Annotated in this window: 15 protein-coding genes; 7 read left to right on the top strand and 8 right to left on the bottom strand. The window is 58.8% G+C overall.

The window, feature by feature from the left end:
• Positions 1-600: 600 nt before the first annotated feature.
• Entirely contained in the window at positions 601-1,590 is a 990-nt protein-coding gene (gene vsr, locus DXD49_RS02290) for a DNA mismatch endonuclease Vsr (protein ID WP_117794100.1), read from the bottom strand.
• A 249-nt stretch (positions 1,591-1,839) separates the two neighbouring features.
• Between vsr and DXD49_RS02285 the strand changes: the two genes are divergently transcribed.
• Together DXD49_RS02285 and DXD49_RS02280 are read left to right on the top strand one after the other, a co-directional pair.
• Positions 1,840-2,625, top strand: a complete 786-nt coding sequence (locus DXD49_RS02285) for an ABC transporter ATP-binding protein (protein WP_117735470.1) — start codon at positions 1,840-1,842, stop codon at positions 2,623-2,625.
• The gene (locus DXD49_RS02280) at positions 2,615-4,837 is read left to right on the top strand and encodes an FtsX-like permease family protein (protein ID WP_117794099.1); all 2,223 of its coding nucleotides are present in this window, start codon (positions 2,615-2,617) and stop codon (positions 4,835-4,837) included. Before DXD49_RS02285 ends, DXD49_RS02280 begins: the two co-directional genes overlap by 11 nt.
• Before the next feature lie 140 nt (positions 4,838-4,977).
• Here DXD49_RS02280 and DXD49_RS02275 read toward each other — a convergent pair whose 3' ends face one another.
• Positions 4,978-5,943: a response regulator transcription factor gene (locus tag DXD49_RS02275; RefSeq protein WP_158564844.1), complete on the bottom strand. Its 966-nt coding sequence runs from the start codon at positions 5,941-5,943 to the stop codon at positions 4,978-4,980.
• A gap of 329 nt (positions 5,944-6,272) precedes the next feature.
• On the opposite strand from DXD49_RS02275, the gene ptcA reads away from it, so the two are divergent.
• The 5 genes from ptcA (at position 6,273) to DXD49_RS02245 (ending at position 12,544) form a co-directional block, all read left to right on the top strand.
• Complete coding sequence (gene ptcA / locus DXD49_RS02270) at positions 6,273-7,346, top strand: putrescine carbamoyltransferase (protein WP_117794097.1); 1,074 nt, start codon at positions 6,273-6,275, stop codon at positions 7,344-7,346.
• A gap of 133 nt (positions 7,347-7,479) precedes the next feature.
• Complete coding sequence (locus DXD49_RS02265) at positions 7,480-8,919, top strand: APC family permease (RefSeq protein WP_117794096.1); 1,440 nt, start codon at positions 7,480-7,482, stop codon at positions 8,917-8,919.
• 370 nt (positions 8,920-9,289) lie between these two features.
• On the top strand, positions 9,290-10,495 hold the full coding sequence (locus DXD49_RS02260; protein ID WP_117794095.1) for an agmatine deiminase family protein: 1,206 nt from the start codon (positions 9,290-9,292) through the stop codon (positions 10,493-10,495).
• Positions 10,496-10,962: 467 nt separating this feature from the next.
• Positions 10,963-11,145 (top strand): hypothetical protein, encoded by a 183-nt coding sequence (locus tag DXD49_RS09580; RefSeq protein WP_055252462.1) that lies wholly within the window; start codon positions 10,963-10,965, stop codon positions 11,143-11,145.
• Entirely contained in the window at positions 11,135-12,544 is a 1,410-nt protein-coding gene (locus DXD49_RS02245) for an APC family permease (protein ID WP_117743245.1), read from the top strand. Before DXD49_RS09580 ends, DXD49_RS02245 begins: the two co-directional genes overlap by 11 nt.
• Positions 12,545-12,580: 36 nt before the next feature.
• Here DXD49_RS02245 and DXD49_RS02240 read toward each other — a convergent pair whose 3' ends face one another.
• From DXD49_RS02240 to DXD49_RS02215, 6 genes are all read right to left on the bottom strand, one after another.
• Positions 12,581-12,772, bottom strand: a complete 192-nt coding sequence (locus DXD49_RS02240) for a hypothetical protein (protein ID WP_117743244.1) — start codon at positions 12,770-12,772, stop codon at positions 12,581-12,583.
• A gap of 757 nt (positions 12,773-13,529) precedes the next feature.
• A complete protein-coding gene (locus tag DXD49_RS02235; protein ID WP_117794093.1) occupies positions 13,530-14,180 on the bottom strand; it encodes a GNAT family N-acetyltransferase in 651 nt (216 codons plus the stop codon).
• A gap of 481 nt (positions 14,181-14,661) precedes the next feature.
• Positions 14,662-15,693: a 3-deoxy-7-phosphoheptulonate synthase gene (locus DXD49_RS02230; protein WP_117794092.1), complete on the bottom strand. Its 1,032-nt coding sequence runs from the start codon at positions 15,691-15,693 to the stop codon at positions 14,662-14,664.
• A gap of 567 nt (positions 15,694-16,260) precedes the next feature.
• Positions 16,261-18,117, bottom strand: a complete 1,857-nt coding sequence (locus DXD49_RS02225) for an ABC transporter ATP-binding protein (protein ID WP_117735731.1) — start codon at positions 18,115-18,117, stop codon at positions 16,261-16,263.
• On the bottom strand, positions 18,117-20,483 hold the full coding sequence (locus tag DXD49_RS02220) for an ABC transporter ATP-binding protein (RefSeq protein WP_117735730.1): 2,367 nt from the start codon (positions 20,481-20,483) through the stop codon (positions 18,117-18,119). The genes DXD49_RS02225 and DXD49_RS02220 overlap by 1 nt, the downstream gene beginning before the upstream one ends.
• Positions 20,480-20,929 carry a MarR family winged helix-turn-helix transcriptional regulator gene (locus tag DXD49_RS02215; protein ID WP_117735729.1) on the bottom strand — a complete coding sequence of 150 codons (450 nt, stop codon included), beginning with the start codon at positions 20,927-20,929 and terminating at the stop codon, positions 20,480-20,482. Before DXD49_RS02215 ends, DXD49_RS02220 begins: the two co-directional genes overlap by 4 nt.
• Between the last annotated feature and the right edge of the window lie 201 nt (positions 20,930-21,130).

Here is a 21,130-nt window from a genome sequence, read left to right as displayed (position 1 = left end):
CGAGGCTTTTTGCCCCCTGCGGAAAGATTGGGGAGCTAAGCCCTCGTCCCTCCCAGGTTGACTTACTCGAGGTCGTCGCCCTTGTGGCGTTGGGGCGGAAAAGTGGGGCGCGAGGGGCGCTTTGTTGATGAGGGGCTAGTATGCCCGGGCTTGGTTGGGGAATGCCTTGTCTAGCGATGCTTGGAGCTTTTTGAATGAGGTTTGCAGGTTGAGGCTCTGATCGGTTGAGCGTTTTGGCCGCGAGGTGGGGGAGTCGAGAAGGCTGTTTCTCTGTGTCGGGGGGAAGGAGAATAGGTTTGCATGTTTTAGGGATGGCTGCTGTGCTGCGTCATTGGAAGAATGCATGCTTTTGCGGCCTCCTCGATATCCACCAAAAGAATGCGCTCGGGGTTTGCTGCTAGGCCCCGTGCGCTGGCTACATTATGCCGCGAGCGCTGATAAGGAAGCGCTAAAGAAAGGATTAATGAGGTTTGGCGTTACGATGAAACCGCAGGTCAGAGGTATCGAGTAACACTCTTGAAAGGTTTTGGGCTTAAGGGCTTTCTAAGGTTTGTGACGTGGATGTGGCTCGCCTGTGTGGGGTGTGTGGACGGCTCGTTCCTAGCGCTGCGGCTCTGCGGCGCGCACCCGCTCGATGACCTTTTTCATCGTGGCGTCGATGCGGTCTTTTTTGAGATCGCATTCCCAGATGGTTATGGACGTCCAGCCCATTTGAGTGAGTGCTGCCACGGCAGCGCGGTCGCGCTCGACGTTGCGACGGAACTTTGCCTCCCAAAACTCAACATTGCGTTTTGGCTGGCTCGGATTGCACTTAGGGCAGCGATGCCAAAAGCAACCGTTGACAAAGATGGCGATCTTGCGGCCGGGGAAGGCGATGTCGGGCTTGCCGGGAACCTTCCATTCCAAGCGATAACCCGTAAGGCCCGCTGCGCGCAGGCGCTGGCGAACGAGCAGCTCGGGTTTGGTGTTTGCACGCTTGTTGCCCTTCATGGACTTTTTGATGGCAGCGCGACGGCGCACCAGTTCGCGCTCGTCGGCGGAAAGGTCCGAGGTATCGATGCCGTCGAGCAGACCGGGCTTGGGACGCTTTTTGCTGCGGCGCCTAGGTGCGCGCTTGGGCTTGGAAGCGGGCTCGTCGGTCGTGGTGGCCTCGGTGTCGTTGGCAGTGCTGTTGGCCTTAAGCCGATCTTCCTTCAGCTCAATCAGGGCATCAATGAGCCCCTTGTCGGCGGGCATCCATTCCACCGTGGCAAGCGAGGTGCGCGGAATCCAGCGGATATCGAGCTGGCGGTCGTGCTTCTGAGGCTCATCGGATTCATCGGCGAGCGAGCAGTAGTAGCACTCCATTGAGAGGTGGAAATCTGGGTAGTCATACTCAACGGTGTAGAAGTCACGCAGGTTGGTGACTTTGACCTGCAGCTCTTCCATGAGCTCGCGGCGCACGGCGTCTTCAGGTGTCTCGCCGCGCATGAGCTTACCACCCGGGAACTCCCAAAGTCCCTGCATGTCGCCGTAGCCGCGCTGCACGGCCAGCAGCTCGTCGGATCCTTCCTTGCGAATGATCCCAGCGGCAACATGAACAGTCTTCAACAGGAGTCCTCTCTCAACATCATTACATGACGGGGTAGTCTTTTTGGGACGGGGCTTTTTTAGCTGCCCTATGTCAAATGCGCCCTCATGCCTCAAAAGCTTCGGATGGGGCAGCTAAAAAAGCCCCGTCCCAAAAAGACTACCCTTACCTTACGCAACGGTAAGGCAAGCGTAAGCCATATCGATGGTAGCCGACTCGGCTTCTTGCGACTATAGATGCCGTAGACTAATCGCAAGAAAGGACTCGGTATGCAAACCACGCAAACGGCAACCCCGGTACTGGAGGTCGCGCATCTCGAAAAGGTATATGGAGCGCTGGGCAACGTGACCCGCGCGCTCAACGACGTCAGCTTTACCGTCAACCGTGGCGAATTCGTCGGCATCATGGGCGCCTCGGGCTCGGGCAAGTCGACGCTGCTCAACTGCGTGTCGACCATCGATAGCGCCACGAGTGGCACCATCCGCATTAACGGCCAGGACGTGACGCGCATGAAGCAGGCCAAGCTTTCGCAGTTCCGCCGCGAGGAGCTTGGCTTTATCTTCCAGGACTCCAACCTGCTCGATACGCTCACGGCGCGCGAGAACATCGCCCTGCCGCTCACCATCGCCCGTATGAACTCGGCGGAGATCTCGACCCGCGTGCAGGATGTGGCTGCGCGCCTGTCCATCAGCCAAGTGCTCGACAAGTACCCCTACCAGATGTCCGGCGGCCAGCAGCAGCGCGTTGCCGCCTGCCGCGCGCTCGTCACCGACCCCACCATGATCATGGCCGACGAGCCCACCGGCGCCCTCGACTCCAAGAGCGCCCGCCTGCTGCTCGAGAGCCTGGAGGCCCTCAATCGCCGCCTGCGCGCCACCGTGCTCATGGTCACGCATGACAGCTTTGCCGCCAGCTACACGAGCCGCGTGTTGTTTATCCGCGACGGCAAGATCTTCACAGAGCTGCGTCGCGGCGACACCGACCGCCGAGAGTTCTTCGACCGCATTATGGAGGTCGTTGCCATGATGGGCGGTGAGGGCTCCGATGCTCTGTAAACTCGCTTGGGGCAACGTCCGCCGCGCCGGCCGCGACTACCTCGTCTACCTTTTGACGCTCACCCTGGGCGTCACGGTCTTCTATGCCTTTAACACCATCTCGATGCAGGTCGACATCGCCGGAATTGATGAAGAGGGCTTGGCGCAGGTTATGGGCAGTATGCTCGGCGACCTGACGTACTTTTTGGCCGGTGTCATGGCCTTTTTGATGGTGTACGCCAATAACTTCATCATGAAACGCCGCAAAAAGGAGTTTGGCCTGTACCAGGTGCTCGGCATGGGGCGCGGGCGCGTCGCCACGATCATGGCGCTCGAGACCGTGATCGTTTCGGTCGGCGCCTTCGTCGCTGGCATTATGCTGGGTGTGGGGCTCTCCCAGCTCATGACGTTCTTTACCGCCTCGCTCTTTAAGACGCAGATCGCTAATTTCCACTTCTTTTTCTCGGTGCATGCGTTCAACCTGACCCTTGCCTGTATGCTCGTAATGTTTGTGCTCACGCTACTGCTGAACCTCCGCGCCGTGCGTCGTACCAAACTCATCGAGCTTATGGGTGCCGAGCGTCGCAACGAGACCATCAAGACACGCAACCCCTGGATCGCGATTGCCATCTTTGCCGTGGGCGTGGTGCTGGTGGGCGTGGCCTATTACCGTCTGCTACGTGATGGGTTCCCGCTAACCGCGACGGACAGCAAGCTGCAAGAGGCCATGAACCAGTTTGGTATTACGACCGCTATGGTTACCGTGGGCACCTTTGCCCTGTTCTGGGGACTCTCGGGCATGCTCATCAAGCTGCTGCAGAGCCTGCGCGGCGTGTATTGGCGCGGTCTCAACATGTTTACCGTGCGCCAGCTTGCGGCCAAGGTCAACACGGTGTGCTTTTCGATGGGCGTCATCGCGATGATTCTGTTCCTTGCCATTACTTCTGTGACTTGCGGTATGTCGATTGCCAGCGTGATGAACGAGAACCTGGAGCGCTATAATCCGGCCGACATGTCGCAGACGTATGTCTATTACACGCCCGATACGCTCGACTACTACAAAGAGTACGTCAATCCGTCTGAGGCCGATCGCATGGTGCTGGCCGATAGTACGGTCGATTTGTACTCCGCATGGCACGGCGATCCATGGCACGGCGATCGTAAGGACAAGTCGGCGGACAACAACGACGAGACCGGCAAGAAGGTCAATATCGCCGATGTTGCCGGTGAGCATGTGCAGATCGATTCGTATCTGAGTTACCCGCTTGGCGGCTCGAATCCTTCGGTGATCCCAAGTGAGATGTGCAAGACCATGGGCGAAAAGCTCCCCAAGGCGTTCGAGGGCAGCAACGCCGACATGACAGGCCTGTCTGTGACGCCGGCAAGTCAGTACAACAAATTGCGCCAGATGATGGGCGAGGAGCCGGTGAGCATTGGCCGCGACCAGTACTTGCTTACGTGTGATATGGGCGGTGAGCTGGTCGACCTGTACACCAAGTATATGGCTGGCGGCCATGCCCTTACCTTGGGCGGGCATACGCTCAAGCCCGCAACCGATAAGTCGGACGAGGACACGGCGGCCATCGCCAACTCGGCGATGGGCAGTAACGTGGGTACCGTCGTCGTTGCCGACGAGCTGTTGTCCCAACTCAATCTGCAGCCGTATTCCAGTAGCCTGCTCGTTAACTACAAACAGGGGATGGATACGACCGAGGCAGACGAGAGTATTAAATACACTGTGCTGGACAATCTGCTCGTTGACGGCAAGGAGCCGGGATCGTGGGGAATCTTCATCACACGCTCCGAGATGTACGCGCAAGCAGCGCAAATGAACGGTCTTATTAGCTACCTAGCCATCTACATCGGCTTTGTATTGGTCGTTGCATGCGCGGCGATTCTGTCGATCCAGCAACTCTCCAACGTGGCCGACGGCAGCCGCAGCTATCGTGTGCTGGCACAGATTGGCTGTGACGACCGCCAGATTCGCCATTCGGTGATGGCACAGCAAGCGGTATTCTTCCTGTTCCCGCTGGCAGTGGGCCTGGCGCACTCCTTTGTGGCGCTCAAGGTGATCATCGAGCTGGTGAGCATTTTCGGAAATATGAGCATCGGCGGCACCGTGGGCCTCACCTGTGCGATTTTCCTGGCAGCATACGGTGGCTACTTCCTGGTGACCTACCTCATGAGCACCGGCATGGTACAAGCCGCCATCGCCACCCGCTACAGCGAGTAGCTCGTCCAACCCAGAACCACCACAAAGGGGACAGGCACCTTCGTGGTGGTTCTGGCGTCAGGGTGATTTTTTCGTGGCGAAACAATCAAAACCACCACGAAGGTGCCTGTCCCCTTTGTGGTGGTTTTTTCTGCATAACTTTATCGTTTCCAAAAGTGGAGGATCAACATCGTGCGGTTTTGCTGCTCGGTTTTGACCAGGATGTTGTGGATGTGGGTCTTGACGGTGCCCACGGCAAGGAATAGCTCGTCAGCAATCTCTTGGTTCGACTTGCCCAGCACAACCAGACGCAAAACCTCGGCCTCGCGGTTGGAGAGCCTGTAGGCGTTGCGGTAGAAGGGCATCTGCTCTTCGATGTGTCGATCAAGATCGCTGACGTTCTTTTCCTCGGGCGCCTCCTGCATGCGAATCGAAAGCACGTGATAGGCATAGATAATCAGCAGGATCGCAAAGTAGCACGCAAAGATATTCTCGCTAAAGTTGCGCTCGGATAGGTACAGCTGCAGCCAGGAGGGTGCCAGGCTCATGGGGACGACCAAGATGTTGTAGAAGTCTTCGGCAACGATGCACCCGACCAGAATGGCGCCGATAATGAGGTGCTTTCGTTGATTGTTGACGCGCGCCTTAAGCTCGACCTGCGTGCTTTTATGCGCCGTCCAAAAGATATAGAGCCCCACAAATACAAGGAATACCTGACGCATCGTGTAGTAGAGCCACTGATGCATGGGGCCGTAGGGGACAGCGACAATGATCAGCAGCTCGCTCAGGAAGAACGTTGCGACGGGAATAACAAACTGCTTTTTTGAATGTTTGTCGAGCAAGTCCATGGCAATGAGCCAGATAAAAGCTTGTGAAGCGGTCGCCACAAGGGTCCGCAACACAGGCATGGTAATTGAGTAATAGTCGCTGGCCGGAAAACTCTGGTTTTGCAGCGTGTATTCAAAAAAGAAAATCTCGGTCATCTCGATGGCATAGCAGATAAATACGCCGCTGCCATAGATAAAGAACCGTCGACGAGACGAGGCATAGGCGGCAAGCGAAAGCACTGCCGTCACAATACAGATCACGAGTATCGCTAGGGTATAGAAGAACATCAGAGTGTTCATCTGCCACCGTCCCATCTCATTTATCTATGGCCGAGTCCTGTATATCTTGTGGGATATAGACGTCTCAACCCTTCGTTCCATTGCGGATTAGGCGCCGAGTTACAGCATAGCGATATACCGTTCGCTGTTCTAGATACTAAACCCCCTGCAAGCTCGCTACCTGCGGGTTTATATTGGATTAGAGAGGTTGTAACTCCGTGAACGGTCTTTAATCCCGAATAAACTAGGTAAAAATTGCATACGGGTGAATGATGGTCTTGTCAACACGAGGCGTGATGTTCGAGCGCCTCATAGTAATAGTCGGCACGACCGGCGGAAAGGAAATTGACATGGCACTGCCTAAGGATTTCATCGACACCAATGACTTCACCAAAGAGCAGATCCTGGCTATCGAGGATCTTGGCCTGGCAATGAAGAAGGCCATCAAGGTTGACGGTTATTATCCGCACCTGCTCCGCAACAAGAGCCTTGGCATGATCTTCCAGCAGGTCTCCACCCGCACCCGTCTTTCCTTCGAGACCGCTATGACCGACCTCGGCGGCCATGCTCAGTTCTATGGCCCTGGCACCATCCAGCTCGGCGGTCACGAATCCCTGGGCGACACCGCTCGCGTTATGGGCTCGCTGCTCGACATCATGATGGCTCGCGTTGACCGTCACAAGGACGTCGTCGGCCTCGCCGAGGGCTCCGCTGTGCCCGTCATCAATGGCATGTCCGAGTTCAACCATCCCACGCAGGAGATGGGCGACCTCATGACCATGCTCGAGAACCTCCCCGAGGGTAAGAAGATCGAGGACTGCACCCTGGCCTTCATCGGTGACGCCACCCAGGTCTGCGTCTCCCTCATGTTCATCGCCTCCAAGGTCGGCATGAAGTTTGTCCAGTTTGGACCTAAGGGCCACCAGGTCCCCGACGGCGGCCTGCACGTTGGCACCGTTGAGGAGCGCGCCGAGTTCGGCAAGCAGATGATGGCCATCGCCGAGGAGAACTGCAAGGTCTCCGGTGGCTCCATCGTCATCTCCGACGACATCGAGTGCATCAAGGGCGCCGACTTCATCTACACCGACGTGTGGTATGGCCTGTACGACGAGGAGGTCTCGGGCGAGAACTACATGGACGTGTTCTATCCCAAGTATCAGGTCACCATGGACATGATGAACTTCGCCGGCGCAGGCTCCAAGTTCATGCACTGCCTGCCGGCCACCCGCAACGAGGAAGTCGTCGACGAGGTCATGGACGATCCCGAGCGCTCCCTGTGCTGGGTCGAGGCCGAGAACCGCAAGCACTCCATCCGTGCTCTCCTTGCCGCCCTGGGCAAGCGCACTCCGCTCAACGACGAGGGTGTCGAGTACTCCGCCAAGGCTGAGCTCCACGCCGCTCTCGAGGCTCTCGAGCAGCTCTAAGCCTCAAGGCTTCTAAAAGCACGTTTGCGGGCGGTGGATGCTCGTCTCCTGCCGCCCGCTCACCGAGGCCCAAGCAATTGCCTTAATGCCTTAGGGCCTCGGATCTGTCCAAGACTGAGCGAAGGAGCTCATCATGAGCGACGGAAAGAAAAAGCTTTCCTTCTTTACGGTCATTTCGACCATCATCTGCGTCGTCTTCGTTTGCGAGGCCGCCGCACCTGCTGCCGCTATCGGCAACCAGCAGTTCTTCTGGTGGATCTTCCTGATCCTGACCTTCCTGATCCCTTACGGCATGGTCGTCGCCGAGCTCGGCACCACCTATGACGGCGAGGGCGGCATTTACGACTGGGTACGCGATGGCCTGGGCGACAAGTGGGGCGCCCGCATCTCGTACTACTACTGGATTAACTACCCGCTGTGGATCGCCTCGCTGGCAACCATGTTCCCCGACATTTTGGGCATGGTCTTTGGCGTCGAGTTCAATTTGATCGCCAAGATGGGTATCGATCTTGCCTTTGTGTGGATCGTCTACCTCATGGGCCGCTCCAAGGCGTCCGACTCCGAGTGGGTCCTTAACGGTGGCGCCATCATCAAGGTCGCCGTCGCGGTTATCGTTGGCGCTCTGGGCATTTGGTATGCCATGGAGAACGGTTTTGCGAACGACATGTCCGCTGCCACCTTCCTGCCCGAGCTCACCAACACCAACGCTCTCGGTTACCTGTCGATCATCATCTTTAACTTCATGGGCTTCGAGGTCATCTGCACCATGACCGACGACATGGCCGATCCCGCTCGCGATATCCCCAAGGCTATCATCGTCGGTGGCCTGTCCATCGCTGTGATCTACCTGTTCGCTGGCTTTGGCATCGGCGCTGCTGTGCCGGCCGATTCCATCGACCCCGACTATGGCATGATTGTCGCAGTCCAGACCATGGTGGGCGACTCCATGATCTTTAAGGTCATCTGCATCGCCTTCCTGATCACCCTGTTCGCCAACATGGCCGCTTGGTCCTTCGGCGTTAACTCCGTTGCTCGCTACGCTGCCGAGCACGGCAACATGCCCAAGGTCTTCGCCTCGATGATCTCTGACGACGATATGCCCAACGGCGCCAACCTGGTCAACGCTATCGTTGCCTCCTTGGTGTTGTGCCTGCAGCTGGTTCCCATCGACGCCATCTCCAACGGTGTCTTCTGGATGCTCTTCGGCACCTCCGTCGTCTTCCTGCTGCTCACCTACATCCCGATGTTCCCGGCGTTCCTCAACCTTCGTAAGAACGACCCGAACCGTGAGCGCATCTTCACGTTCCCGTTTAAGGGCGCCATGATGAAGGTTATGCTGGCCATCCCCTGCATCGAGCTGATCCTGGCCATCGTTGCAACGCTGGCTCCGTTCTCCGTCGATGAAATTGGCGACAAGGTCCCGATGATCGTTATCTTCATCGTGCTCGTGCTCATCGGCGAGGTCGTCCGCGTCGTCAGCGCCAAGGGCCGCGAGACCGAGTACAAGGGTCTCACCCCTGAGCTGGCTGCTCAGCGACTCGCTGAGGAGGCCGCCGAGGCCGAGGAGAACTAGAGCACCCGGTTCTGGGACTCCGACCCTCCTCGCGTACCAACGTGCGCTTCGTCGGGCTTGTCGCTCCCGACTCTGGGCACTCCGGCCTCTTTGGAGGCGTGCCCAAAGCGGCAAATTTGCTCACTATTTCCTGGGGCGGGTGCGAGCGATAGCTCCGGTAACCACCGCCCGCCCCAACCTCTCTCTTTCGTATCCTTCGTGCGTATGTCTCCGCGCACTTGGCTACGTCGTCGCTCGCCGGTGCGACTCCGTGAAAACCGGTACCGGGCGCCCCGACCTTTGCCGGGGGACGGGCGCCCACTATCTCTTGGTTTTAGGCCGCGGGTAACCCGCCCGCGGCAAGCGATCGCTACGGTTTGGAGGAAATCTTATGCGTACGATCACCGAGTCCGAGTCCACCCCCAGGGCCGACGGCTTCTTCATGCCCGCCGAGTTCGCCCCGCAGGATCGCGTGTGGATGGGCTGGCCCCACCGCACCGACACCTGGGCCCACGGCGCCAAGCCGGCCCAGAAGCAGTATGCCGCCATCGCCCGCGCCATCGCCGAGTTCACCCCGGTCACCATGTGCGCCAACCAGGCCGACTACGCCAACTGCAAGGCCGTCTTCGAGAACGACGAGAACGTCACCGTCATCGAGATGACCACCGACGACGCCTGGTTCCGCGACACCGCCGCCACCTACGTCATCAACGGCAAGGGCGAGAAGCGCGCCAACCACTGGCACTTCAACGCCTACGGCGGTCTCGTCGACGGCCTTTATTTCCCGTGGGACAAGGACGAGCAGATCGCCCTTAAGATGGCTGAGCTCTCCGGCTGCCGTCGCTATCGTCCCGATGACATGATCCTCGAGGGCGGGTCCATCACCGTCGACGGCGAGGGCACCCTCGTCGTGACCGACCAGTGCCTGCTTTCCCCGGGCCGCACCTGCTCTGCGGTTCTGGAGGAGGAAGAGGACCCCGAGTCCATCTGGCCCAAGTACCACAAGAAGTTCGAGCCCTGGAGCGAGGAGCTTCGCGCCTACATGGACGAGCACCTCAAGGATTACCTGGGTGTCGAGAAGGTCATCTGGGTCAAGGAGGGCATCGACCCCGAGGAGACCAACGGCCACATCGATGACGTCGCCACGTTCATCGCCCCGGGCGTCATGGCCTGCATCTGGACCGACGATCCCGAGTATCCGTTCTACGAGCAGTGCCACGCTGCCTACGAGACCCTCTCCAACGCCGTTGACGCCAAGGGCCGCAAGATGAAGGTCTACAAGCTCTGCATGCCCGTGAACCCGCTGTTCATGGACCAGGCTTCCTGCGACACCATCGACGCCGACGAGAACGCCGAGCCGCGCGTTCCCGACGAGCCGCTGATCGCCTCCTACATGAACTACCTGGTCACCAACCACGGCGTTATCGTCCCGCAGTACGGCGACGAGAACGACCAGTTGGCCGTTGACACGCTCCAGAAGATCTATGACGAGGTCTGGGGCGAGGGCGTCTACAAGTGCGTCGGCGTTCAGTCCGAGCAGGTCGTCTTCGGCGGCGGCAATATCCACTGCATTACGCAGCAGGAGCCCTCGGCGTAACTCAGGCACGCCACCTTGGCGTTCACTCGTCGCTTACGTAGCGTCAGTACGCTTCGCTCCTCGTTCGCGCCAATCTGGCGCACCTGAGCACGCCGAGTAAACGTCTGGCTTTCCGAGGCACCCCATCTCGCCGCTCAAACCGTCGCTCGCGTACCAAAGTACGCTTCGCTCCTCTTTCGCGGCGACCTGGGGCACCTCGAAAACCCAGTCGATCAATCGGACAGGTGGCGTGTCGTCCCATCTCGGGGCATTGATGGGCTGCTGCTTGATGTCTTGGTCGGTTGGGTTGTCTTTGGGCACTCCGTTGCCTCCACATCGGAGTGCCTTTTTTCTTTGATTGAATACGCGTCTGGCCTGGGATTTTTTGCGGGTTAGGCCAATTGTTCGCTTGAATTTCCCAGGTCAGACGCGTCTTCAATTGCCGAAAGTTCCCGGTCGCGAACGCGGCCGTTTTGATCGGAGTATCTATGTACCAGCGTATCGTCATCTACACGCGTCTGTTCCGCGAGCGTTGGTCCAACAACTGCATCCTCTCCTCTCTTTGGGATGGCACCTGTACCGGTGACGCGGCCTGTAACCCTACCTTGGGCTGCGCCTTCGGTACAGATGCCATCCTTTTTGCTGTAGGGGGCGCGCGCCATGGCAGGTAAAAAGTTCTCCCTGATCGAGGTCATCCTTTCGGTTATCTGCGTTGTGTTTACCATCGAGGCGGCGGCTCCGGCATCTGCCATGGGCAACGTGCAGTTCTTCTGGTGGATCTTCCTTATCATTACGTTTTTGCTTCCCTATGGTCTGGTGGTGGCCGAGCTGGGTACGGCGTTTGATTCCGAGGGCGGCCTGTACGATTGGGTTCGCTTGGGTCTGGGCGACCGTTGGGGCGCCCGTTGCTCTTGGTGCTACTGGGTTAACTTTCCGCTGTGGGCGGCAAGTATCGCCTGCATGTTCCCCAGTGTCATTAATGCGGTGTGGGGTATCGAGTTCTCACTCGGGATCCGAATTGCCATCGAGATTGCCTTTGTGTGGGGCGTCACGGTCATGGCAATGCAGCCGGTGGCCGAGGCCGATTGGGTTATGGACGGCGGCGCCGTCATCAAGGTGCTCATTACCGCTGTGGTGGGAATCGTCGGCATTTGGTTTGCCTGCAATAACGGCTTTGCCAACGACATGTCATTTAAGACCTTCATTCCAGATCTGGGCGACACCAATTCGTTGACGTACCTATCGATTATCCTGTTCAACTTTATGGGCTTCGAAGTGGTCGCGACTTTTGCCAGCACGATGAAGAACCCGTCGCGCGATATCCCCAAGGCGGTTATTGCCGGTGGCGTGGCCATTGCGGCAATTTACATCATTTGCGGCATTGGCATTGGAGCCGCGGTTCCCACCGAGCAGCTTTCACTCGATTCGGGCATTGTGGACGCAGTCGCCGCTATGGTGGGGCGCACCCACCCGCTGACGATGGTCGTGGGCGTGGCCTTTTTGGTGACGCTGTTCGCCAATATGATCTGCTGGAGCTTTGGCGTCAACAACGTAGCGAGCTATGCCGCGCGCCATGGCAACATGCCGCGTCCCTTTGCGTTGGTGTCCAAAAAGACCGGCATGCCCAACGGCTCGGCGCTCATTAACGGCTGTTTTGCCAGCCTGGTGCTGCTGCTCCAGATTCCGCTGGGTGAGGGTTCCGACGTCTTTTGGGTCTTCTTCTCGATGAACGTCGTCTTTCTGCTCATGAGCTATATCCCGATGTTCCCAGCGTTTTGGCGCCTGCGCAAATACGACGATCGCCCGCGCGTGTTCCGCGCGCCCTTCGAGGGCAAGGTGCTTGCGGTGGCACTTGCGATTCCCGTGGTGGAGCTTGTGCTTTCGATTGTTGCTACGATTGTGCCGCTCAACAGCTCACCTGCCGAGATGGCAAAGTTGCCGATCCTCGTGGGCGTGGTGATTGGTGTGTTGCTGGGCGAGGTTTCGCGCCTCATATCGCGCCGCGGCCGAAGCGTCGACAATCCCGGCGTTGGTGCACGGGGGTCAGGTTACTTTGCACCAAAACAGTAAGCGCCGCGAGTTGCGCAGCGCTTGGTGCATCTTGGATTACTGTTCGCGGTGCTCGGGATCGGAAACGAGCTTAGGCGCAAAGTAGGGGACGTGGCCCAGGTAGGGGCAGCCGTCCGAACGCTCCTCGACGACACAGGGGACGTCATTGTAGGTAAGTGAGTCGCTCAGGTGGACGATGGCCTTGGCGGCAGGGGCAACGAGTATTTTGAGCAGTGCGATAGGCGCCATGGCATCTCCTTTCCTGCATGCGACCCGTGTTTTAGCGCGAATGTGTACGCCGCAAGTCTAACATCCCGCCGCGGAGAGCTCCAAACCACCACAAAGGGGACAGGCACCTTTGTGGTGGATTTGGGGTTTGACCAGATAATACCTGTTATCGCTCCCAGGCAGTCGTCGGGGACGTTCTAAAACGGTTATAGGTTACTATCCAATAACGCCTCTGAACTGGGCTACTATTAGATTATGGAAAACACTACTGCAAGATTATGGCAAATGATACTGTCAGATTATGGCGTGTGCTGCTGTAGTCGTCGGGGGCCTGCCTTATGAGCGCCGGCATGGTGCGAACTGCCATCGCTGCCCGCTACAGCGAGTAGCAAGCGGGCAAAACCGCCTCAAAACCAGCGCGAACAACCGCCGCGAAGAGGATCGGACCCCTTTCGCGGCGTTTTTTGCCTATCTGGAGCGCCTCAAAACCAAGTGAGTAGGCTTTTTTGGATCTGCCGAGCACATCACGACAAGTGCTCAATAAAACCGCAGGTCAGCGCTGTGGCGATTTGGGGTGTGCTCGGCTTCCTGCACAAAGTCTACTCACTTGGTTTTGGCTGCTAGAAGACCGCCGCGAAGGAAGGCAACTTCCTCGCGGCGGTTGGCGTTTGCCCAGATAAAACCTGCCAAAATAAACCTGTCCCTTTTTGGCATGTCCCTTTTGGCGTGGCTGATTGGTTTGGGCTGTTTTGGAGAAAGCCATGAGGCGGCACTCAGGCTAATCCTGCGTGTCGCCTCCGTACATGTAGACGATAAAGCCGTCGCCGGTGTCTTGGCTGTGATCCTCCAGGATGCGCTTCATGTTGAGGTGCTCGTAGAACTGCCAGTCAGAGTTGCAGTCGCTCATCAGGAAGAATTTGGTGCACCCGTCTTTGGCGAGTTCGGCGCGCGCAAGGTCGATGAGCTCGCGGCCGAGTCCCTTGCCCTGCCACTTGGGCACAATGATGATCAGGTTGAGCTGGCCCTGGGCATACTCATTGCCCGTGGCGGCAAAGCGGTCGGCCGTTGCCTTCTCACGGCTGTCGCCAAAGAGCGAGCCCTCGAGCTTGGCGTCGGCAGTCTTTGCCATCTCGGTTGCCTGGGCGAGCATCTCGTCGTAGCAGGGCTCCCACGTGGGATTGGTGCGCGGCTTGCCGTCCTCGAAGATGCCGATACAGCAGGCGGCGATAGTGCGGCCCTCGGCCTCGGCGACGAGTGCGATGGGGGAGCGCTGCAGCTGCATAGCGATGTTAAAGCGCGCGCAGAAATCAGCGGCTTCGACGTCGCCGCGGTTGCGTAGTGTGTTGCACCACAGCTGGTTGTAAATGGCGGCGATGCCGGTCAGGTCATCGAGCGTGGCGGCGCGCAGAGTTACGTTGTCAAGGCTCATGGAGGCTCCTTCCAGGTTGGGTCAGGCCATCTCTGAGTGTGACATGGACGCAGGACTGCCGTATCGACCATTCGGCAGACGACCCTCGATCCCTCGGGGACGGAGGAAAAGGGATCACGAGGATAGTCATTGGGGACGTTCTTAAACGACTAGTCAAACAAGAGCGTCCCCAACGACTACCAAGGAATGTCCCAGACTGCCGGCAGGAAAGGAACGTCCCCAACTGCCGCATCTCCGCGGATATGAGACTGAGCCGAAGGCGTCGATGACATGCCGGGGGCGGACCGGGACGGGTTTAACGGCAGGCCCCGCCGACCGATTGCAAGCGGTCGGCGGGGCCATTGTGGCCCTTGACAGTGGATTGGGTCATATGAGCGAGCGGGTCGCATTTGAGGCAAGGTGACGTGAAACGAAAGGGCGCTGACCTTCTGGTCGCGCCCTTGAAGTTGAACGTCAGATTGTCCAAATGCGGCCCGCGTAACTAAATACGGTCCGCGATCTCGTGGATGAGGTAGTCGGTCTTTTCCCAGCCCAGGCACGGGTCGGTGATCGACTTGCCAAAGACGCCGCCGTCAACCGGCTGGTTGCCGTCCTCAAGGTAGGACTCGATCATAAAGCCCTTGACCAGCTTGGAGATGGGTTCGTTGCGGCGGCAGCTGTCGAGCACTTCCTTGCAAATGCGATGCTGCTCCAGCGGACGCTTGCCCGAGTTGTCATGGTTGCAGTCGATAATCGCCGCCGGGTTGGCGTAGCCGGCGTGCTCGGTGTAGCGCTCGGCCAGACGCTCCAGGTGCTCGTAGTGGTAATTGGGGTAGGTGCGACCGTCGAGGCCGATGTAGCCGCGCATAACGGCGTGCGCGAGCGGGTTGCCGTCGCACTCGACTTCCCAGTTACGGAAGATAAAGCTCTGATGCGCCTGGGCGGCGTAGATGGAGTTGAGCATGACGGTGGTGGAGCCGGCGGTGGGGTTCTTCATGCCTACCGGCACCGAAATGCCGCTCGACACCAAGCGATGCTCCTGGTTCTCAACCGAGCGCGCACCCACGGCGACATAGCTCAGCAGGTCGACGAGGTACTGGTAGTTCGACGGGTAGAGCATCTCATCGGCGGTAAAGAAGCCGGTCTCCTCGATGACACGCAGGTGCATGTGGCGGATGGCCTTGACGCCCTCGAGCAGGTCGTCGGGAGCCTCGGGGTTGGGGTTGTGCAGAAGGCCCTTGTAACCGGTGCCCTTGGTACGCGGCTTATTGGTGTAGACGCGCGGAATGATGATGAGCTTGTCCTTGACCTCCTCGGCGGTCTTGGCCAGACGATTCATATACTCGAGAACCGAATCCTCGCGGTCGGCAGAGCACGGGCCGATGATGAGCACCTTGCGTGCGTCCTCGCCGCTAAAGACTTTGGCGACCTCGGCGTCAAATGCCTGCTTTTTGGCGGTAAGCTCGGCGGAAAGCGGCATTTCTTCGCGAATCTCCATGGGGATCGGCAGCCTGCGTTTGAATTCCATGGCCATAGGGGCCTCCTTTATCAATTAACGGCAACAATTGGCGAATTCTCGAATGCTCGGCATTATCCGCTGTCGCACGCTAAAGTGCAAGCGAAACCTGCCGAAAAGGGACAGGTTTATTTTGGTCGGTTTTATCTGGGGAAATGTCGGCACTCGCCGGAAGGGGGGACCGGCGTACGACATGCTGGAGCAAGTTGGATCTTCTGCGGCATACCCCGTGGACAAAAAATGGCAAATATGAGTACTGTCGCTATCTTAGTATCATATCGACCTTATAAGATATTAGACACAACAGTAAATATGTTCATTAACGTTGGCACGCAGAAGCATGCTACCGGGCGTTTTGATCAATTTGAAGGCATATCTAGGCCGCAAAGACGTCGTTTGGGGCGGTTTTGGCTGTTACTAAAAAGGTTACAGTACTCATATTTGCCATTTTTTGTCCACGGGGTCTGGATGGCGCCGTCAATCAGGTCTCAGCGGAGGCGTTTCGAGGCCCAAAGGACACAAAACGGGGGCGCAGGTTGTCCTGCGCCCCCGTTCTCGGGCGTTATTCGTTCCCTGCGGCAGAATTTACGCCGCCTCGTCAAACTGCGAGTTGTACAGGTCGGCGTAGAAGCCGCCTTGGGCGAGCAGCTCGTCGTGCGTGCCCTTCTCGACGATGTCGCCGTCGCGGATCACCAGGATGACGTCGGCGTTTCGGATCGTGGACAGGCGGTGCGCGATGACAAAGCTGGTGCGGCCCTGCATCAGCGCATCCATGGCGCGCTGAATGAGCTCCTCGGTGCGGGTATCCACGTTGGAGGTCGCCTCGTCCAGAATCAGCGCCGGGCGGTCGGCCAAAATGGCGCGGGCGATGGTCACGAGCTGGCGCTGGCCCTGCGACAGGTTCGTGCCTTCCTCATTGATCATAAAGTCGTAGCCGCCGGCGAGCGTATGGATAAAGTGATCGCAGCGTGCGGCGCGCGCAGCGGCCTCGACTTCGGCATCGCTCGCGTCGGGGCGTCCGTAGCGGATGTTCTCGCGGATGGTGCCGTTAAACAGCCAGGTATCCTGCAGCACCATGGCAAACTCGCCGCGAAGTGCCGCGCGGTCCCAGTCGCGCACGTCGATGCCCTCGACGCGTAGCGAACCGTCGTCCACATCGTAGAAACGCTGCAGCAGCTTGATGAGCGTGGTCTTTCCAGCGCCGGTGGGACCGACGATGGCTATGGTCTGGCCGGGTTGCGCCTCGCAGCTAAAGTCGTGGATGATGGTCTTGTCGGGCGTGTAGCCAAACTTGACATGGTCAAACTCCACGTGGCCAGGGCGCTTCTCGGGGATCTGTGCGTCGACCTTCTGCTCCTCCTCGGGCGCTGCCAAGAACTCAAAGACGCGCTCGGTGGCGGCGGCCATCGACTGCATCGTGTTGCTCACGTTGCCCAGCTGCTGCACGGGTTGCGTAAAGTTACGCACGTACTGGATAAAGCTCTGGATGTCACCGGGCGTGGCATTGCCGGTCAGTGCGAGCTGTGCGCCTACCACGACAACGCCCACGTAGCCCATGTTGCCCACCAAGCTCATAAGCGGCATCATCAGGCCCGACAGGAACTGCGAGCGCCAGCCGCTAATAAAGAGACGGTCGTTCTCCTTATCGAACTCCTCGATCGAGGCCTCGGCGCGGTCGAACACCTGAATGACGTTCTGGCCGGCAAAGTCCTCCTCGATAATGCCGTTGACGGTGCCCAGGACCTGCTGCTGCTCGCGGAAGTACGGCTGCGAGAAGTGAATCATCACCATCAAGATAATCGCGGCGGCCGGCAGCGTGAGCACGGTGACGCCGGTGAGCGGCAGGCTGATCGACAGCATCATGACGAGCACGCCGATAATCTGCGTGATGGACGTGATGAGCTGCGTCACGCTCTGGTTGAGCGACTGGCCGAGCGTATCGACGTCGTTGGTAATGCGGCTGAGCACGTCGCCCTTGCTGTGGCCGTTGAAGTAGCTCATCGGTACGACGGCGATCTTGGCGGCGATCTCCTTGCGCATGCGGTAGCAGATCTTTTGCGTGACGCCGGTCATGAGCCAGCCCTGGATCAGACTGCAGGCAGAGCTCGCCAGGTACAGGCAGAGCAAAAAGCCGAGCGTCTTGGCGATCCAGTTAAAGTCGACATCGCCGGTGCCGTTGACCTTGGCAACCAGGCCCTCGAACAGTTTGGTGGTTACCTGGCCGAGTACCTTGGGCCCCACAATGTTAAAGATGACCGAGCATACGGCAAAGGCGACGGCGGCAAACACGGCAATCTTGTGCTGGCCGATATAGCCGAGCAGCTGCCTCATGGTGCCCTTAAAGTCCTTGGCCTTTTCGCCGCGGCCCATGCCGCCCATACGACCCATGGGGCCACGCTGGCGGGTGGGTTTGGGAATCTGAGTCTTGGTCTCGTCTGCCATTATCGCTCGCCTCCTTCCATAACAGCTGCAATCTCTTCTTGGGTAAGCCCCAGTTCCTCGGCAGAAAGCTGCGACTGTGCGATCTCCAAGTACGCCGGGCAGTTGTGCAACAGCTCCTCGTGCGTGCCGGTGCCCACTACGTGGCCGTCATCGAGCACGATGATCTGGTCGGCGTGCATGATGGTCGCGATGCGCTGGGCCACGACCACGAGCGCAGCGTCAGTGACGTTTTTGGCAAGCTCCTCGCGCAGGCGCGCGTCGGTCTTGTAGTCGAGGGCGCTAAACGAATCATCGAACACTAGGACCTCGGGCTTTTTGGCCAGGGCGCGGGCGATGGCCAGACGCTGGCGCTGACCGCCCGAGACATTGGAGCCGCCCTGGCTGATGGGGGAGTCGTAACCGCCCTCGCGCTCGGCGATAAAGTCCTCGGCCTGTGCGATGCGCGCTGCCTGGCGCATATCCTCGTCACTAACCATATCGCCGGCAAACTTGAGGTTGCTCTCGACGGTGCCCGAGAACAGACGACCCTGCTGCGGGATGTAACCGATGCGACGGCGCAGCTCGGAAAGGGTCATATCGCGCACGTCGATACCGTCGAGCGAAATGCTGCCGCCCGTCACGTCGTACAGGCGCGGAATCAGCTGCACGAGCGTGGACTTGCCCGAGCCCGTGGAGCCAATGATGCCGAGCATCTGGCCGGCGTGCGTGGTGAAGTTCACGCCGCTGATGACATCGGCGCGGGCATCGGGGTACTGGAAGCTCACGTCGCGGAAGGTGAGCTCACCGCGCGGCGCGCTTGCCGCGGGCAGCTTGGGCGAGACGGGGTCGTTGATGCTTGTGGGGCAGGTGATGACCTCTTCCACGCGCTCGGCTGCGACCTCGGCGCGGGGCAGGATGACCGAAACCATGGTGAGGATCATAAACGCCATGACGATCTGCATGGTGTAGGAGATAAACGCCATCATGTTGCCGACCTGCATCACGCCGTCGGACACGCCTTGTGCGCCAAACCAGACGATAAGCACGGTGATGCAGTTCATGACGAGCATCATGAGCGGCATCATAAAGCTCATGGCGCGGTTGGTGTAGAGCTGCGTGGTCATCAGATCGAGCGATGCCTTGTCAAAACGCTCGAGCTCGTGCTCCTCGCGGTTAAACGAGCGGATGGGCATAAGGCCGTCGAGCAGCTCGCGCGCGGTAAGGTTCACGCGGTCCACAAAGCTCTGCATCTTTTTGAACTTGGGCATGGTGAGGCCCATGAGCACGCCGACGACGGCCGAGACCGCGATGATGGCCACGGCGATGGTCCATTCCAGGCCGGTGTGGTTGGCCAGGACGCGCATGACCGCGACGATGCCCATGACGGGCGCCATGAGGCACATGCGGATGAACAGGGTCGCTGCCATCTGGATCTGCTGAATGTCGTTGGTGCAGCGGGTGATGAGCGAGGCCTGGCTAAACTTGCCCACCTCGGCCGGCGAAAAGTGCATAACCTTGTTGAAGGTCTCGCGGCGCAGGTCGCGGGCGATGGAGCAAGCAGTGCGCGAGGCCACGGCGCCGGTCAGGATGGTGGCGACAAGCGACACCAGGCACAGGCCAAACATCGTGGTCGCCATACGGCCCAGGTAGGAGTTCTGCACGTCGGCGGGGTCGATACCCTGCGCCTTGTACTCGTCCTGCACGTAGGTCACGGCGCGCTGCGTGACGATGGAACCCGACATGGAGCCCATTTTGTCCGCCATCTCGTTGGCACCTTCGACGAGCTTGCTTTGGTCTACCAGACCGCCCTCGATGCCCAGACGTAGGCTCTTCATGGTGATCTTACCGCCGTCGGCATCAATCTGCTTTTGCATGTTCTGTGCCGCTGCGGCCTTCTGCTGCATTTCGGCGAGCTGCTCGGGCGTCATCGCCGCCATCTGCTCGGGGGAGGGCATGGCCTGGGCGGCGCTGTTATCTTTCTCACTGGACGTGCCCATCATGTCGCCCATGGAGCTGGCATCGATGCCCTGGTTGAGCGAAAGGACGACGGTCTCGGGCAGGCTCATGATATCGGCGAGCTTGCTGCCGTCGGCGCGCTCATCTTCTGTTCCCTTGTACGTTCGAATGCCGTTCTTGTTCGCCTTGCTAAACACGGCCTCCACAGCCTTGGCATCCTTGGCGCTCATGAAGAGCTTGAGGTCATCGAGCGATTCGGCGCGAATGGTGTCGGGTACGGGCGAGGCGATGCCGCCTTGCTGCACGCCCACATCGACGATGTCACTCATATACGTAGGTAGCGCTAGGTCGGCATTGCAGCTGATTACGATAAGTACGATAGCTGTGAACAGTGCCAGAATATGCTCTTTAAAGAGCTTGAGAATCCTCACTCGGCATCTCTCCTTTCTTGATTGCGGTCGATAATTTCGTTGGCGCGTCTAAGAAGGCGCACCATCTCTTGGGTATCTGTTTCGCCGAGCTGCTCGAGGAAAGCCGCGGTGCGGTTCTCGAATTCCCGACGTTTGATTGCGAGATCCTGGAATCCCTTGTCGGTCACCGTGACGTGTACGCGACGACGGTCGGTCTTTGAGTGCTCGCGCTCGACCCAGCCCTTGGCTTCGAGAGCGCGCAGGATATTGGCGATGCGGGCACTCGAGACCCAGGCACGATCAGCGAGTTCGCTCGGTGTGAGCGAACCACCAGCGAGCATGAGGGCGCGCATGACGGCCATCTCGCCGCTCAGGGCCTGGTCGGCAAAGCGCGAAATGCGCTGATGCATGCTGCCAAACTCGGTAAAGAGCTGACGCCCAAGCTCATGGAAATCGGTATCTTCCACCGAAAACCCCTAACACTAGAAACTATTTTCGGTGAAAGATGATACCCACATACGCATGCCTCATGCGGTGAGCAATATAAAGAGCGCATAAAGACTTAAAATCATTCAATTGATGAAGCGTTTCAAAGAATTATCATGCACGCGGTTAGGCGAGGGGTTGTCACCACCATGACGATTGGGACTCAAGTAACGCCACGCGCG

The sequence above is a fragment of the Collinsella sp. TM05-38 genome (assembly GCF_003466445.1).
GTDB lineage: Bacteria > Actinomycetota > Coriobacteriia > Coriobacteriales > Coriobacteriaceae > Collinsella.
Note: the sequence above shows the minus strand (reverse complement) of the source record. Positions and strands in the feature narration are given on the sequence as shown.